General features: G+C 50.7%; 13 protein-coding genes. 9 read left to right on the top strand and 4 right to left on the bottom strand.

The features are described from left to right. Positions 1–65: 65 nt before the first annotated feature. Together EOS98_RS09975 and yebS are read right to left on the bottom strand one after the other, a co-directional pair. Complete coding sequence (locus EOS98_RS09975) at positions 66–2,699, bottom strand: PqiB family protein (protein ID WP_001747692.1); 2,634 nt, start codon at positions 2,697–2,699, stop codon at positions 66–68. Beyond that, the gene (yebS, locus tag EOS98_RS09980) at positions 2,668–3,951 is read right to left on the bottom strand and encodes a membrane integrity lipid transport subunit YebS (protein ID WP_001207293.1); all 1,284 of its coding nucleotides are present in this window, start codon (positions 3,949–3,951) and stop codon (positions 2,668–2,670) included. The genes EOS98_RS09975 and yebS overlap by 32 nt, the downstream gene beginning before the upstream one ends. A 128-nt stretch (positions 3,952–4,079) precedes the next feature. Between yebS and EOS98_RS09985 the strand changes: the two genes are divergently transcribed. From EOS98_RS09985 to htpX, 4 genes are all read left to right on the top strand, one after another. Continuing rightward, positions 4,080–4,577 (top strand): GAF domain-containing protein, encoded by a 498-nt coding sequence (locus tag EOS98_RS09985; protein WP_001518229.1) that lies wholly within the window; start codon positions 4,080–4,082, stop codon positions 4,575–4,577. A gap of 97 nt (positions 4,578–4,674) precedes the next feature. Further along, entirely contained in the window at positions 4,675–5,361 is a 687-nt protein-coding gene (gene proQ, locus EOS98_RS09990) for an RNA chaperone ProQ (protein ID WP_000431401.1), read from the top strand. A 19-nt stretch (positions 5,362–5,380) separates the two neighbouring features. Further along, the gene (gene prc / locus EOS98_RS09995; RefSeq protein ID WP_001091237.1) at positions 5,381–7,429 is read left to right on the top strand and encodes a carboxy terminal-processing peptidase; all 2,049 of its coding nucleotides are present in this window, start codon (positions 5,381–5,383) and stop codon (positions 7,427–7,429) included. Positions 7,430–7,622: 193 nt separating this feature from the next. Then, positions 7,623–8,504, top strand: coding sequence for a protease HtpX (gene htpX / locus EOS98_RS10000; protein ID WP_000984498.1), 882 nt, complete (start codon positions 7,623–7,625; stop codon positions 8,502–8,504). A gap of 47 nt (positions 8,505–8,551) precedes the next feature. Here the strand turns inward: htpX and EOS98_RS10005 are convergent, their stop codons facing one another. Then, positions 8,552–9,925: an MFS transporter gene (locus tag EOS98_RS10005; protein WP_000416139.1), complete on the bottom strand. Its 1,374-nt coding sequence runs from the start codon at positions 9,923–9,925 to the stop codon at positions 8,552–8,554. A 176-nt stretch (positions 9,926–10,101) separates the two neighbouring features. Between EOS98_RS10005 and kdgR the strand changes: the two genes are divergently transcribed. Then, complete coding sequence (gene kdgR / locus EOS98_RS10010; protein ID WP_001262197.1) at positions 10,102–10,893, top strand: DNA-binding transcriptional regulator KdgR; 792 nt, start codon at positions 10,102–10,104, stop codon at positions 10,891–10,893. 211 nt (positions 10,894–11,104) lie between these two features. Here the strand turns inward: kdgR and yobH are convergent, their stop codons facing one another. Then, the gene (yobH, locus tag EOS98_RS10015; protein WP_001236777.1) at positions 11,105–11,344 is read right to left on the bottom strand and encodes an invasion protein YobH; all 240 of its coding nucleotides are present in this window, start codon (positions 11,342–11,344) and stop codon (positions 11,105–11,107) included. A 157-nt stretch (positions 11,345–11,501) separates the two neighbouring features. On the opposite strand from yobH, the gene mgrB reads away from it, so the two are divergent. The 4 genes from mgrB (at position 11,502) to cspE (ending at position 13,017) form a co-directional block, all read left to right on the top strand. Further along, complete coding sequence (gene mgrB / locus EOS98_RS10020) at positions 11,502–11,645, top strand: PhoP/PhoQ regulator MgrB (RefSeq protein WP_000714547.1); 144 nt, start codon at positions 11,502–11,504, stop codon at positions 11,643–11,645. Positions 11,646–11,715: 70 nt separating this feature from the next. Continuing rightward, positions 11,716–12,003, top strand: coding sequence for a YebO family protein (locus EOS98_RS10025; RefSeq protein ID WP_001000660.1), 288 nt, complete (start codon positions 11,716–11,718; stop codon positions 12,001–12,003). A gap of 648 nt (positions 12,004–12,651) precedes the next feature. Beyond that, complete coding sequence (locus EOS98_RS10030) at positions 12,652–12,795, top strand: DUF2627 domain-containing protein (RefSeq protein ID WP_001537930.1); 144 nt, start codon at positions 12,652–12,654, stop codon at positions 12,793–12,795. A 12-nt stretch (positions 12,796–12,807) separates the two neighbouring features. Next, complete coding sequence (cspE, locus tag EOS98_RS10035) at positions 12,808–13,017, top strand: transcription antiterminator/RNA stability regulator CspE (protein WP_001062678.1); 210 nt, start codon at positions 12,808–12,810, stop codon at positions 13,015–13,017. Positions 13,018–13,057: the final 40 nt, after the last annotated feature.

Here is a 13,057-nt window from a genome sequence, read left to right on the forward strand (position 1 = left end):
GGCAAAAAAACAGGCGCGCAGTGTAGCATAAAACGCTCCGGCGCGAGTACGCCGGAGCCGGGTGTTTAACGTGGCAGAGCGGTGCCCCATTCACGCCACTCTTTCGGTTCGCTCTCTTGTAACAGGAAATGCTTACCGGCTTGCGCTTTTGGCGCCAGCGGCGTACCTGGTGGAGTAGCGAAGGCGATACCACCACGGATGAACTGATTAAATGTCCCCGTTTTCACCACGCCGCCTGTCAGACCAAAGTCGAGACTATAGCCGGAGGCGAGCCAGAATACGGAGTTATTCCGCACCAGATATTGGTAACGCTTACTGATGCGCAAGGTGATCATCACGCGATCGGAGAGCGACCCCAGGGACATTCCGGTGACGGTTCCCACTTCGATACCGCGGAACAGGACGGGTGTGCCAATATTAAGCGAGCCTGCTTCTGGCGCCTCCACGACGATGCTTAACCCATCCAGATAGCGTGAGTCGGTAATCGTGGCTTCCTGCAGTTCAAAGTCGCGCCGTGCCGCGCCGCGTCCTGGCTCAACGTTAATATAGGGCTGGAGAATCGTATCCAGATGCTCGACGCCCGCCGCGGAAATTTGTGGCGTAATAACGGAAAAACGTGTCCCGGCGCGGGCAAATGTCTGTACGTACTCCGGATAAAGTACGGCTTTTGCCTGCACTTCATTACGTGCGGTGATCAATTCCAGCGTCTGGATCTGACCGATATCAATACCGAGGTAACGAATGGGCATCCCCTCCGCCAATTTTCCGGCGTCGAACGCGTGCAGCGTAATTTGTCCGCCTACCGCGCGGGCGGAAGTTTCTGAAGCATAAAGAATGCGTTTATCGCCTTTGCGCCGACTGGCGCTGGCGCCGCTCAGGTTATCAAAACTAATGGCCCCTTTCAGCGCGCGGGAGAGTGGCGAGGCCTGTACCGTTAGGCCGCTGCCGTTAAGTTGCACTTTCGCGCCGCCTTCCGCCCAGAACACGCTATTGCTGGTTAACAGGTGGCGATACTCCGGCTTAATATGCAGGTCGATGTCAAAGGTATTGGCGCGTGGGCGAACGGTGATGACTTCGCCTACTTCAAATTTTCGATACAGCACGACGGAACCTGCCTGGACATCCGGCAACGTTTCGGCCGTCAGCGTTAAGGTGGTAGTCGGTAAGTCACTGAGGCTATTTTCCAGCGCTTTTTCCAGGTTAGCATAGAGCGGGTAGGTGGATTTCATCTTCCCGCTCGTACCGGGTAAAATACGAATTCCGCCGTCAATCCACTCGCTGGCGCTGGCGCCGAGGAACTCTACGCCGTCAAGGCCGACTTTGACATCCACCCGGCTGTTGACCACGAATTTACTGTCGCCCTGTACCAAATCCCGGTGCTGCGGTTCAATCGCGACGGTGAATGACACGCCTTTACTGGATAAGTTGCGCTCAATGACCTGGCCAATTTTTACACCATGTAAAATTAACGGCTGGCCCGGTTCGATGCCGTAACTTTCCGGGGCCGTCAGCGTCAGGGTTAAGGCATTCGCCTCATGCAGCAGGGCTTTTTCACCCGGCACCACCACAAATTCACTGCGCGGTTCGCCGTCGCCCGGCACCAGTTCGAAGGTTTTTCCGGTTAACAACGAACTGATATTCGCGTCGCTCAGCGACAGTTTGGGATTGCGTAACTCAATGCGCGTATTTTCCCGCATCAGCGGAACAACGCTGGGATCGACGGTCATCTCTCCGGTGACTTTACCGCCAGGGTTGAGCGTCAGTTTAGAAAGCTCACCCACCTCCAGTCCCTGGTACATGAGCGGCGTAGATTCCGCCTTCAGACCGTCTCCGCTGGGCAGCTCAAGTTTAACGATTACCCCTCGTTGGCTGTGGGCTAAATCTTTATATAAGCCGAACGTGTCATCCTGGGCGGCGGGTTTGGAATTGTCCGGCGAATCAAACGCAATCGCACCATTGACCAGGGCCGCGAGGCTCTCCAGTTTCACCTTCGCGCCGCTCAGGCTTAGATCGGCGTCAATGCCGGAGACATTCCAGAAACGGCTGCCTTTTTTCACCAGATCGGTAAACCGTCGCTCAATCAGAACGTCAATCGTCACGCCCTGTTTGTTAGGGTTAATCGAATAATCATACACCCGTCCGACAGGGATTTTACGGAAATAGACCAGTGAACCGCTATTAAGCGAACCGAGATCCGGCGCATGGAGATGAATCATCAGATCGCCGTTGCTAAGCCGGTATTTAGGCTGTGTATCCAGGGCGACGAAATGATCCCTGGGCTTGCCTTTACCTGGCATCATACCGATGTAATTCCCGCCGACCAACGCATCCAGGCCGGAAACGCCCGCCAGCGAGGCTTTGGGCGTCACCAGCCAGAATTGCGTCTCTTCGCGCAACGCATCTTCCATATCTGATTTGATACTGACGCGAACTTCAATTTTGCGCAGATCTTTGCTCAGGCTGACATCTTCCACGGTGCCGACTTCTACTCCCTGATAACGAACGGGAGTCCGGCCTGGTACGATACCATCCGCCGACATAAAATCGATAGTCACGCTATTGCCGCGATCCTGGTAGCTATCCCATACTAGCCACCCTGCGATCATTAGCGCGATAAGCGGTAGCAGCCAGAAAGGTGAAATACGGCGTTTGGTTTTAATTTGCGCTTCAGTCTTCGAAGCGGGCGTTTCCTGACTCATGTGCATCCCAAAGTAAGCGGCTATCCAGCCATTCCACTGCAAGAATAGTCAAAATTACCGCTGCGCCGAAATAAAACGCAGCCGGTCCCATAGTAAAAGCCAGAATCTGATCGCGATTAATCAGAGACATGGTTAACGAGATAACGAAAAGATCCAGCATCGACCAGCGGCCTATCCATGTCACCAGACGCAGCAACAGAATTCGCGTCCGCAGTCCCTGTTCGCATTTAAAATGGATACTCAACAGTAGCGTAAACATCACGATGACTTTGGTAAACGGCACCAAAATACTGGCGATAAAAACGACGGCGGCGACGGCGATATTGCTGCTGGCAAGCGACATAATGCCCGACAGGATAGTATCTTCCTGACGCCCGCCATTAATGTAGATTACCGAGATAGGCAGCAGGTTTGCCGGCAGCAAAAAAACAATAGACGCCAGCAAGGCCGCCCAACACTTCTGTATGCTCTGTTTTCTGCGTAACCGTAGCGGAATATGACAACGCGGGCAGCGTCCTTTCGCATCCGGATAGCCGCTAAAGTGGCAGCCAAGACAGACGCGCAATCTTTCGTCCGCACGTTGAGCAGGGCGCTGCGGATAAAATCGTTCCCATAGTTGCTCCACATTCAGATGAATCATAGTCAGAATGCTAAGAACCACCAACGAGACGAACGCTAAAAGCCCGATGCCCGGCTGCAGAAAGGCATAGTCCTGCACTTTGATAGAGGCAACGCCAATACCGACCAGATAGATGTCCAGCATCACCCACTCTTTCAGTTTTTCCAGCATCAGCAGGACTGGACGCAGATTCATGCCGAGAAGGCTGCCAAACCACAGATAAGCAATTGAAAAAACCAGAATAAGCGGCGCGCCCACCACGCAAAAGAGCACCATTGCGGCGGTTAACGGATCGCCCTGCTGCGTCATTTGCCAGATGCCGTGCATCACATTGGCATCAATGCGTACGCCCAACAGGTAGATATGGAGTAACGGTTCGCTCCAGGCAAACGGCATCAATAGCAGCATGGTTACCGCCATCGCGGTCAGCCGCGTCAGCGACCAGTCGCGCCCATCGCGAATTTTGGCCTGGCAACGAGGACAATAAGCGCTTTGATGAGCGCTCATCTCCGGCAAGCTGAACAGCATGTCGCATTCAGGGCAGCGCTGGTAGTGGCTGCGCGGCAGCGCTTCGCTAATTGACCTGATCGTTAGCTTTTTTGTTGGCGTGACGTGTGAGGTGTTCAGAGCCATGTATCGTGAATCAAAGTGTTAGAATAATGTAATCTTAACTCATGACAGGAATAATCTTGAGCAAGAACGCATTTAATGCTTATTTTAATAGCCTGTGTTTAGGAGTAAGACCACGAAGTGATTATATAATGAGCAAAACAGAACTATACGCGGCATTAAACCGCGATTTTCAGTCGTTAATGGCAGGTGAGACCAGCTTTCTGGCCACGCTGGCGAATACCAGCGCGCTACTGTTCGAACGCCTTACCGAGGTGAACTGGGCAGGATTTTATCTCCTCGAAGGCGATACGCTGGTGTTGGGGCCGTTTCAGGGGCGAATCGCCTGTGTGCGGATTCCGGTTGGTCGCGGCGTGTGCGGCGCAGCGGTAGCGCAGAATAAGGTTCAACGTATTGATGATGTTCATGCGTTTGACGGCCATATTGCCTGTGATGCCGCCAGCAACGCCGAAATTGTGCTGCCTGTCACGGTTGGCGAACGGATTATCGGCGTGCTGGATATAGATAGCACGGCGTTTGGCCGTTTTACCGAAGAAGATGAACACGGCCTGCGTACGCTGGTCGCACAGCTTGAAACCGTGCTTGCAACGACGGATTACAAAAAATTCTTTGCGAGCGTCGCAGGATAATCAACGGATAACGTAGCAATTACTGATGGCGTCATTATAATGACGCCTGTTCATGCCTGCTGCTTGTTGGCTACGTCCGTTGTAATCAGGAAATTTCATGGAAAATCAACCTAAGTTGAATAGCAGTAAAGAAGTTATCGCGTTTCTGGCCGAGCGTTTTCCTCACTGTTTTAGTGCGGAAGGCGAAGCTCGCCCGCTGAAAATTGGTATTTTTCAGGATCTGGTAGAGCGAGTTGGGGGCGAAATGAACCTCAGCAAAACGCAACTTCGTTCCGCTTTACGTCTTTATACTTCAAGCTGGCGTTACCTGTACGGCGTTAAGCCGGGCGCAACGCGCGTCGACCTTGATGGCAATCCGTGCGGCGAGCTGGAAGAACAGCATGTCGAACATGCGCGTAAGCAGCTTGAAGAAGCCAAAGCCCGTGTTCAGGCGCAGCGCGCAGAGCAGCAAGCGAAAAAACGCGAAGCTGCCGCGGCGGCTGGCGAAAAAGAAGACGCGCCGCGACGCGAGCGTAAACCTCGCCCGGTAGCGCGTCGTAAAGAAGGCGCTGAACGTAAACCTCGCGCTGATAAACCGACGACGAAAGCGCCGCGTGCGCCTCGCGAAGAGAAGCACACGCCGGTTTCTGATATTTCAGTATTGACCGTAGGGCAGTCCCTCAAGGTGAAAGCGGGTAATAATGCGATGGATGCCACCGTATTAGAAATCACCAAAGATGGTGTCCGTGTACAGCTGAATTCGGGTATGTCTTTGATTGTACGCGCAGAACACCTGGTGTTCTGAAACGGAGGCCAGGCCTGGCATGAACACTTTTTTTAGGCTTACCGCGTTAGCTGGCCTGCTTGCATTAGCAGGCCAGTCCTTCGCCGTGGAAGATATTACGCGTGCCGATCAAATTCCCGTACTAAAGGAAGAGACGCAACATGCGACGGTGAGCGAGCGAGTAACGTCGCGTTTTACCCGCTCCCACTATCGCCAGTTCGATCTGGATGAGGCATTTTCGGCAAAGATTTTTGATCGCTATCTGAATCTTCTCGACTATAGCCACAACGTTTTGTTGGCGAGCGATGTCGAGCAGTTTGCGAAAAAGAAAACTGTGTTGGGCGATGAGCTGCGCACGGGTAAGCTGGATGTTTTTTACGATCTTTATAACCTGGCGCAAAAGCGCCGGTTTGAACGTTACCAGTACGCGCTAAAAGTGCTGGAACGGCCAATGGATTTCACCGGAAACGATACGTTTAACCTGGACCGCAGTAAAGCGCCCTGGCCTAAAGATGAGGCTGAGCTAAATGCGCTGTGGGATGGTAAAGTGAAATTCGATGAGCTCAGTCTGAAACTCACCGGCAAGAGCGACAAAGAAATTCGCGAAACGCTAACGCGTCGCTACAAATTCGCTATTCGTCGCCTGGCGCAGACCAACAGTGAAGATGTGTTCTCGCTGGCGATGACCGCTTTTGCGCGTGAAATCGACCCGCATACGAATTATCTTTCTCCCCGCAATACCGAGCAGTTTAATACCGAAATGAGCCTGTCTCTGGAAGGTATCGGCGCGGTGCTGCAAATGGATGACGATTATACTGTCATTAACTCATTGGTTGCCGGCGGCCCGGCAGCGAAAAGCAAGTCGATTAGCGTCGGCGATCGTATCGTCGGCGTAGGGCAGGCCGGAAAACCGATGGTCGACGTCATTGGCTGGCGTCTTGACGATGTGGTGGCGCTGATCAAAGGGCCGAAAGGCAGCAAGGTTCGACTGGAAATACTGCCGGCTGGCAAAGGGACGAAAACGCGTATTATCACGCTGACGCGTGAACGAATTCGTCTTGAAGATCGCGCGGTTAAAATGTCGGTGAAAACCGTCGGCAAGGAAAAAGTTGGCGTACTGGATATTCCAGGCTTCTATGTTGGCTTGACCGATGATGTCAAAGTTCAGCTTCAGAAGCTGGAAAAACAGAACGTTAATAGCATCGTTATCGATCTGCGTTCAAACGGCGGCGGGGCGCTGACGGAAGCCGTTTCGCTTTCCGGTCTGTTTATCCCTTCTGGTCCGATAGTTCAGGTGCGCGACAATAACGGCAAAGTGCGTGAGGATAGCGACACCGACGGCGTGGTCTACTACAAAGGCCCGCTGGTGGTGCTGGTCGATCGTTTCAGTGCCTCGGCATCGGAAATCTTTGCTGCCGCGATGCAGGATTATGGTCGCGCGCTGATTGTCGGTGAGCCGACCTTCGGTAAAGGGACGGTACAGCAATATCGTTCGCTAAACCGAATTTACGATCAGATGCTTCGCCCGGAATGGCCTGCGCTGGGTTCGGTGCAGTACACCATTCAGAAGTTTTACCGTGTCAACGGCGGTAGTACGCAGCGTAAAGGGGTCACGCCGGATATCATCATGCCGACTGGCAATGAAGAGACGGAAACCGGAGAAAAATTTGAAGATAACGCCTTGCCGTGGGATAGCATTGATGCGGCGAAGTACGTGAAATCGGATGATTTGGCCCCGTTTGGCCCGGAATTATTGAAAGAACACAACGCGCGTATCGCCAAAGATCCTGAGTTCCAGTACATCATGAAGGATATCGCACGTTTCAATGCCATGAAGGATAAGCGCAACATCGTCTCTCTGAATTATGCGCAGCGTGAGAAAGAGAACAATGAAGAAGACGCTCTGCGTCTGGCGCGTATTAACGATCGGTTTAAACGTGAGGGTAAACCGTTGCTGAAGAAACTGGACGATCTGCCAAAGGATTACCAGGAACCGGACCCATACCTTGATGAAACGGTGAAGATTGCTCTGGACCTGGCGCATCTTGAAAAAGAAAAACCAGCGGAGCAGGCGGCAGCCAATAAGTAACGCTAAACAGGCACAAAAAATTGTGCCTGTTTTTTTTTAACAAGCGCAGAAGTCGTCAGGATAATGCTACAAAATGTAAAGTTGTGTTTTTCTCGTGACTTACCGCCTGGTGATGCTTGAAAATAGCCATAAGACCCATACGATGTGGGTAATCGCATAGTGCGCTTTGTTAAATTGAGGTTAAAAGAAAATTATGATGCGAATCGCGCTCTTCCTGCTGACGAACCTGGCCGTGATGGTCGTTTTCGGGCTGGTTCTGAGCCTGACAGGGATACAGTCGAGCAGCGTGCAAGGCTTGCTGATCATGGCGCTGCTGTTTGGTTTTGGCGGTTCTTTTATTTCATTGCTGATGTCCAAATGGATGGCGTTAAAATCCGTAGGAGGGGAAGTTATTGAACAGCCTCGCAATGAAAGAGAACGCTGGTTGATGAACACCGTAGCAACGCAAGCGCGCCAGGCCGGTATCGCCATGCCGCAGGTTGCTATCTACCATGCGCCGGACATTAACGCGTTTGCGACGGGCGCACGCCGTGACGCCTCATTGGTCGCTGTGAGCACCGGTTTGTTGCAAAACATGAGCCCTGACGAAGCGGAAGCCGTCATTGCGCATGAAATCAGCCATATTGCCAATGGCGATATGGTGACGATGACGTTGATTCAGGGGGTGGTTAACACCTTCGTTATCTTTATTTCGCGCATTATCGCGCAAATTGCTGCTGGTTTTCTGGGCGGCAACCGCGATGAAGGCGAAGGAAGTAACGGTAATCCGCTAATCTATTTCGCCGTTGCGACGGTGCTGGAACTGGTCTTCGGTATTCTGGCGAGCATCATCACCATGTGGTTCTCCCGTTACCGTGAGTTTCATGCCGATGCGGGATCGGCGAAGCTGGTTGGCCGTGAAAAAATGATTGCCGCGTTGCAGCGCCTGAAAACCAGCTACGAGCCGCAAGAAGCGACCAGCATGATGGCGTTTTGTATTAACGGTAAATCGAAATCGTTAAGCGAGCTGTTTATGACGCACCCACCGCTGGATAAACGCATTGAAGCGCTGCGTAGCGGTGAGTACCTGAAATAATAAGCCCACTGGCAAGTATGAAAAGCGCGTCGAATGACGCGCTTTTTTTACGCCTGAACGCGTGGTTGCGTAATACGTAAACCGCTCACCACCGCCGCGAGAGTCGCCAGGATCGCCGCCGCAAGCAGCGAAAGATGCGTACCGCTATCGCCAAACTGGTTCAACATCAGCGCTACCAGCGCGGCGCCAGTACTTTGGCCTAACAATCGCGCCGTGCCCAGCATCCCGCTGGCGCCACCGCTGCGCTCACGCGGCGCGGAAGTGATAATGGTGTGATTATTCGGCGACTGGAACAGGCCAAACCCTGCGCCACAAAGGATCATCGGCCAGATAATATTCAGATCGGAGGGGGAGGCTGGCAACATGACCAGCGCAAACAACCCGGCTGCCATTATCACCATTCCCAGCGCCCCCAGCAAACCGGCATGAAGACGTTCTATCAGGTATCCCGCCAGCGGCGCCATCACCATCGTTGCCAGTGGCCAGGGCGTCAATAACAGGCCGGTTTCTACTTCGCTACGGCCCAGCACGGTTTGCAGATAAAAAGGTAGCGAGACCATGGCTAACATTTGCGCGCAGAACGAGCAAATTGACGTGCCGATCGAGAGTGAAAAAAGCGGAATGCGTAACAAGTCGATGGGTAACAAAGGGACGGGCAAAGAAAGCTGGCGGCGCACGAAGAAAAACCCGACCACGACCAGAACGAGCAGCTCTGCGCCAATTAACGTTAGCGACTGTCCCTGGGCAAAGCCGCTCAATGCGGTAATCAGCAAGCCAAATGTGAGCGCATTCATTACCGCGCTCGGTAAGTCAAAGCGCGGCTTAGTGTCATGGGCGATGTTTGCTGGTAAAAAGCGTATGGCCAGAATTAACGCGATGATACCTAACGGGACATTAATCAGAAACAGCCATTTCCATGATGAGATGGACAAAATCGCTGCGGCGATCGTCGGACCCGCGGCGGAAGAGACTGCGACGATAAAAGAGTTAATTCCCATGCCTCGTCCCAGATGACGCTGGGGGTAGATAAGACGAATCAGCGCCGTGTTTACGCTCATTAGCGCCGCGCCGCCAAATCCCTGCGCGATGCGCGCCAGCGTCAGCATCTGCAGCGAGTCTGAAAGCGCGCAAAACAATGATGAAAGCAGAAATACCACTAAACCACATTTGTAGATCCGGCGATAACCAAACATGTCGCCTAAAAAAGACAGGGAAAGCAGTGAGACGACAATGGCGATTTGGTACGCATTGACAATCCAGATAGAGCTGGCAGGGGAGGCATGTAAATCAGTCGCAATGGTTGGCAGTGCGACATTAGCGATTGCGCCATCCAGAACCGCCATCGAAATACCGATAATAATCGTCAGGATAGCGCCGTATCTCTGCGGGAGGGGCAGGCCATCGGCCCGTGTTTTTTCCATAAGTATTTTGTAATAAGGGGAATTATGAGCTGAATAATAATGTTAGCATTAATACTGAGTTTGTTATGTCGCAGATTTGTAACGAAGTAAGCAAAGATGGATTGCGGGCGACCTGGCGTGAAATTATAATAAAAACTCGTTCTGAATTTTATAAAACGCTCGTAATGAGGTGATAAATGGCAAACGCAGATCTGGATAAGCAGCCTGATTCTGTATCTTCTGTGCTGAAAGTTTTCGGCATTCTGCAGGCGCTGGGTGAAGAGCGTGAAATAGGGATTACCGAGCTATCGCAGCGCGTCATGATGTCGAAAAGCACCGTTTATCGCTTTTTGCAAACCATGAAAACGCTGGGCTACGTGGCTCAGGAGGGGGAGTCTGAAAAATACTCTCTGACGCTAAAGCTGTTTGAGCTGGGCGCGCGAGCGTTGCAAAATGTTGATCTCATCCGCAGTGCGGACATTCAGATGCGCGAACTGTCTCGTCTGACAAAAGAAACTATCCATCTTGGCGCGCTGGATGAAGACAGCATTGTCTATATCCATAAAATTGACTCTATGTACAATCTGCGGATGTACTCACGTATTGGGCGTCGTAATCCGCTGTACAGTACGGCCATCGGTAAAGTGCTTCTGGCCTGGCGCGACCGTGATGAGGTTAAGCAGATTCTCGACGGCGTAGAGTATAAGCAAAGCACGGGACGCACGATTACCAGCACTGAAGCGTTGCTGCCACTGTTGGATGAAGTGCGTGCGCAAGGCTACGGTGAAGATAACGAAGAACAGGAAGAAGGGTTACGTTGTATCGGCGTACCGGTATTTGACCGTTTTGGCGTAGTCATCGCAGGGTTAAGCATTTCGTTCCCGACGCTGCGTTTTTCAGAAGAACGCCTACAGGAATATGTGGCTATGTTACACGTCGCCGCGCGTAAAATTTCTGAACAAATGGGTTACAACGATTATCCCTTCTAAGCAACGTTATTAGCATGACGTTAAAAAAAAGCAGCTACGAAAAATGTAGCTGCTTTTTTTATAACATCGGGTGGGATGAAATCGTAAAAGTAGATAATATCTGTCGGCTTATTTAACGGTTATTAAAATATTATTTAACAGTACTTATGAACAACAGCCAATATAGGGGAATTATTGGTGATAGTTTCACTGTGAAATTATTTATTGCCGCTTAGCCATTATCCACCACGGTGGCGATTTTTCTGAAAATGGGACAGTCGGAAAAGCCAATAATGCCGCTGTTGGTATGGAGATATTGCGCCGTGCTGGTGCCGCGTGCGGTCAGGTAATGGCACTGTAAACCCAGCCCCGCAGCGTTCACTTTACTTCCCACCAGGATGCCATAGCCGCTCATCAGCAGGCCTATCCACACCAGGGCAAACAATACAATTGCGCGAATGATCAAACGCATTACTACCTCTTTTCTTTTTTAGTTAGAATAAGAGTAGCGTGTACATTGATTGAAACAAGTGAATCATTCCTAAAAACATATAATGCCGCTACAGTTACTCCTGGTTTAAGTAACTCATGATAATTTAGCGACATAAGATGTAAGATCGGAGAGTGGAGTGAAAAAATTTCGATGGGTCGTTCTCGGCATCGTGGTGGTAGTATGCCTGTTGCTGTGGGCGCAGGTGTTTAATATCATGTGCGATCAGGATGTACAATTTTTCAGCGGTATTTGCGCCATCAATAAATTTATTCCCTGGTAAACGTTTTACACCAGAGATTTCCTTCCCGTGTAGCAGTGGTAGAATGACGTCTCTACATTGAGGTGGTGAAATGAACGACGTTTTAAACTCTGGTGCGTTTTCTCTTGCATCTTTAATAGTATCAATGGTGGTCCTGGTGGTGGGGCTGGCGCTCTGGTTCTTTGTCAACCGGGCAAGTTCCCGTGCCAACGAGCAGATAGAACTGCTCGAAGCGTTGTTGGATCAACAGAAGCGGCAAAACGCGTTGTTACGTCGCCTTTGCGAAGCAAACGAACCAGAAAAAGAAGCGGAACCCGCAACAGCGGCAAGCGAACCAAAAGAGGATGAGGACATCATTCGTCTGGTTGCAGAACGATAATGCTTACCGGGGCGCAAATGGCGCCAGTGCCATACGCCCCATTTCCCCGTCGGATCTCTCCGCGTTGCCGTTTGCAACTGATACTACAGCATCAACACCTTACATAATATATGGCTTTATATGCAACATAGTTTTATATGTATAACAAATGGACATATGGCATTTTTGTGATACCGCTCATTCTCTATTAAAAGCGAAACGTTTCTCTCTCTTTATGGATTGTCATTGTTTGTTCATTATTTTAAGGCATTCTGTAAAGACGCAGAACATCACAAAAAGCGGTGTCGAAAATCGCTTTTCTTTTCTATTATTTTGATTAAAAGGTGTTTTTTATCATTGTGACAATTTATGCATAACTCAGCATAAAAAGTGATATGAAAAATACAGCTTTTAAATGTGATTTGATGCACTGGAAGAAGCGAAGTTATTGAGCTATGGTAGAAAAATGGCTTTTCAGCAGTGACGTTGTCAGGAGTCCGTCAGCGCGTGAGGATATATCTTTCGCAATTTTGTTGCATAAACGTGCTGTCAATTTGTGAAGGTTCTCGTAATTTGTGCGACGGATCGAGACACGTTTAAAAATGGCTTGCCATAATTAACGTTGTATGTGATAACAGGCTTTGGGTTAAACGAGGTACAGTTCTGTTTATGTGTGGCATTTTCAGTAAAGAAGTCCTGAGTAAACACGTTGACGTTGAATACCGCTTCTCTGCCGAACCTTATATTAGTGCCTCAAGCAGTAATGTCTCAGTTTTATCTATGTTATGCCTACGGGCAAAGAAAACACTCTAAGGAATTTTGCAAATGGCAAAGATTAAAGGTCAAGTTAAGTGGTTCAACGAATCCAAAGGTTTTGGCTTCATTACTCCGGCTGACGGCAGCAAAGATGTGTTCGTACACTTCTCCGCTATCCAGGGCAATGGTTTCAAAACTCTGGCTGAAGGCCAGAACGTTGAGTTCGAAATTCAGGACGGCCAGAAAGGTCCGGCTGCTGTTAACGTAACAGCTATCTGATCGACACCACTGATTTGATGCGTTTGTCGCGTCAGCCTCA

Source organism: Salmonella sp. SSDFZ69 (genome assembly GCF_004010755.1).
In the GTDB taxonomy this organism is placed as follows: Bacteria; Pseudomonadota; Gammaproteobacteria; order Enterobacterales; family Enterobacteriaceae; genus Salmonella; species Salmonella enterica.

What these genes read in the sequence shown, in the direction of transcription:
- EOS98_RS09975 (WP_001747692.1), bottom strand. Translation starts at nt 2,699, where the DNA reads ATGAGTCAGGAAACGCCCGCTTCGAAGACTGAAGCGCAAATTAAAACC.
- yebS (WP_001207293.1), bottom strand. Translation starts at nt 3,951, where the DNA reads ATGGCTCTGAACACCTCACACGTCACGCCAACAAAAAAGCTAACGATC.
- EOS98_RS09985 (WP_001518229.1), top strand. Translation starts at nt 4,080, where the DNA reads ATGAGCAAAACAGAACTATACGCGGCATTAAACCGCGATTTTCAGTCG.
- proQ (WP_000431401.1), top strand. Translation starts at nt 4,675, where the DNA reads ATGGAAAATCAACCTAAGTTGAATAGCAGTAAAGAAGTTATCGCGTTT.
- prc (WP_001091237.1), top strand. Translation starts at nt 5,381, where the DNA reads ATGAACACTTTTTTTAGGCTTACCGCGTTAGCTGGCCTGCTTGCATTA.
- htpX (WP_000984498.1), top strand. Translation starts at nt 7,623, where the DNA reads ATGATGCGAATCGCGCTCTTCCTGCTGACGAACCTGGCCGTGATGGTC.
- EOS98_RS10005 (WP_000416139.1), bottom strand. Translation starts at nt 9,925, where the DNA reads ATGGAAAAAACACGGGCCGATGGCCTGCCCCTCCCGCAGAGATACGGC.
- kdgR (WP_001262197.1), top strand. Translation starts at nt 10,102, where the DNA reads ATGGCAAACGCAGATCTGGATAAGCAGCCTGATTCTGTATCTTCTGTG.
- yobH (WP_001236777.1), bottom strand. Translation starts at nt 11,344, where the DNA reads ATGCGTTTGATCATTCGCGCAATTGTATTGTTTGCCCTGGTGTGGATA.
- EOS98_RS10025 (WP_001000660.1), top strand. Translation starts at nt 11,716, where the DNA reads ATGAACGACGTTTTAAACTCTGGTGCGTTTTCTCTTGCATCTTTAATA.
- EOS98_RS10030 (WP_001537930.1), top strand. Translation starts at nt 12,652, where the DNA reads ATGTGTGGCATTTTCAGTAAAGAAGTCCTGAGTAAACACGTTGACGTT.
- cspE (WP_001062678.1), top strand. Translation starts at nt 12,808, where the DNA reads ATGGCAAAGATTAAAGGTCAAGTTAAGTGGTTCAACGAATCCAAAGGT.